Annotated in this window: 2 protein-coding genes; both read left to right on the top strand. The window is 57.5% G+C overall.

What is annotated here, in order from left to right:
* Positions 1–536: T9SS type A sorting domain-containing protein (locus ABD919_RS13930; RefSeq protein WP_345236627.1), on the top strand; the 536-nt coding region annotated here is incomplete at its 5' end.
* Positions 537–1,027: 491 nt separating this feature from the next.
* Positions 1,028–1,838: hypothetical protein (locus ABD919_RS13925; RefSeq protein ID WP_345236626.1), on the top strand; the 811-nt coding region annotated here is incomplete at its 3' end.

The raw sequence follows: 1,838 nt of genomic DNA, 5'->3' as shown, positions 1-1,838 counted from the left end.
GTAACCTGTTTGATGATGGCGGTGCGGGACCGGCAGATATGCTGAATGTGGAGGTGCAGAATACTGACCCAACATTCCGGCAAATCGGGTCGCAGTGGTACCATCCGGAATATTCGTTGTTCACAGACTTTTTCTTTTTGCCATCAACCCCAGCTTATCACCAAGGGCATACTATTATCAATGGATTGAAAAGCATTATTCCGCGGAGCGAGTGTGCCTTGCTATTTGCTGGCGCTGGAATTCAGCGTGGGACTGTAAGAACTGCCATTGATGTAACTCCAACTTTTCTGGCTCAAAATAGCCCCAATCCTGCAACGGACAAGGCTAAGTTCGAATACCGACTATCAGGCAGCACCAAACAAGCCGCCTTGCTGATTCGCCACGGGCTCGATGGACATGAAGTGCAGCGAATGCCGCTCAACCCAAGCAGTACAAGCTGCGAATTGGACCTGCGCAGCTATCAATCAGGGGTCTACTTTGCGACGTTGGTAGTGGATGACGCACCTGTTCAGACCAGGCGTATGTTGGTACGCTAATCCTTGCGGCGATGAGAAATTTGGTTCTTCTTATTGTTGGACTGTCCTTAATTGGTGCAGCCCAGAGCCAGCCCATACAGGCTTGGCAGCGCATGTTTGACAAAGGGACTAATCCTACTGTTAATAATCCTTCTTTCAGCCTCAATCAATTTAAGTTTATAAGACATGGGCGCTTTGCAGCAGTTGGCTCTATACGAATGTATACCAGTTCAAGCATGACCTACTATTCGGATGGGTTATTCCTGTTTAATAATCAAGGAGACACTATTCGTTTTCAATCCACAGGGTGGTCAGCAAACACATTAAGTAACTACAGCTCTGTTACCCCGCTTGCGGGGAGCAGAGGTGACTTAATGGTATCTGGCAATGGTGGCTTGGTTGGAACTCAGGGCTATAGTTTTATTGCTCGTACAGATTCAATGGGTAGGGAGCGGTGGCGACGCATCTACCACGTTGGGGTTACAACTTTTAATCGGCAATACCTCCTGGCCTTGCCCGATGGGGGGGCGCTGTGGGCTACCACCCTCCGCCACCCAAACTCGACCAGCACCCGTACGGTGTTCTGGCCCACGGTGGTGCGGCTCGACTCGGTAGGCAACGTGGTGTGGCAGCGGCAGTACGGCGAACCTTACGGCGAGGGCAACCTCTATACCATTGTGCCCGTGCCTGATGGCTCCTATCTGCTCACCGGATACCAGTCCCGGCCCGTGCCGGGTCCGGGCTACCTGGTCAGTGACGCCTGGGTGCTGCGCATCAACGGCAACGGCGACACGCTGCGCTCGCGTTACATTCAAACCGGGCCGGCCACCACCCTTGAAATTGCCAACAGCGCCCAGCTGCTGCCCAATGGCGGCGTGCTGCTGGGCGGGCTGGTGCAGCCGGGGGTGGGCACCAGCGCCCCGCAGCCAGCCGAGGGATGGGTGGCCTGGCTCGACAGCCTCGACCGGCTGCGAACCAGCTACGTACTGCCACCCGGCAGCCAAACGGGCGGCGAAGTGACGCACGCCCTGCCCCTGGCCGGACCCGACAGTGCCGTGTTGCTGACTGGCTACCATGGCCGGACCGGCGCGTACCTGGCCCGCTACACCCGCCGCCAGGGCCAGGTGCAGGCCAGCTGGAGTCAGAACGTGACCGTACCCAACCTGGGCGGCTACAGCGTGGAGCACACCATACTAGCTCCCAACCAAGAGCTGACCCTGGGTGGCATGGTCGGAAGCCGCCCGCCCCAGGGCGTGCTTACGCGCTTCGTGCAGGCGGGCCAGCCCTACCAGCCCGACCTGTGCCGGCAGCCGCCCGTGCCCA

The sequence above is a fragment of the Hymenobacter saemangeumensis genome, from assembly GCF_039541835.1.
Classification (GTDB): Bacteria; Bacteroidota; Bacteroidia; order Cytophagales; family Hymenobacteraceae; genus Hymenobacter; species Hymenobacter saemangeumensis.
The sequence above is the reverse complement of the archived record's forward strand: the minus strand, read 5'-3'. Positions and strand labels throughout refer to the sequence as shown.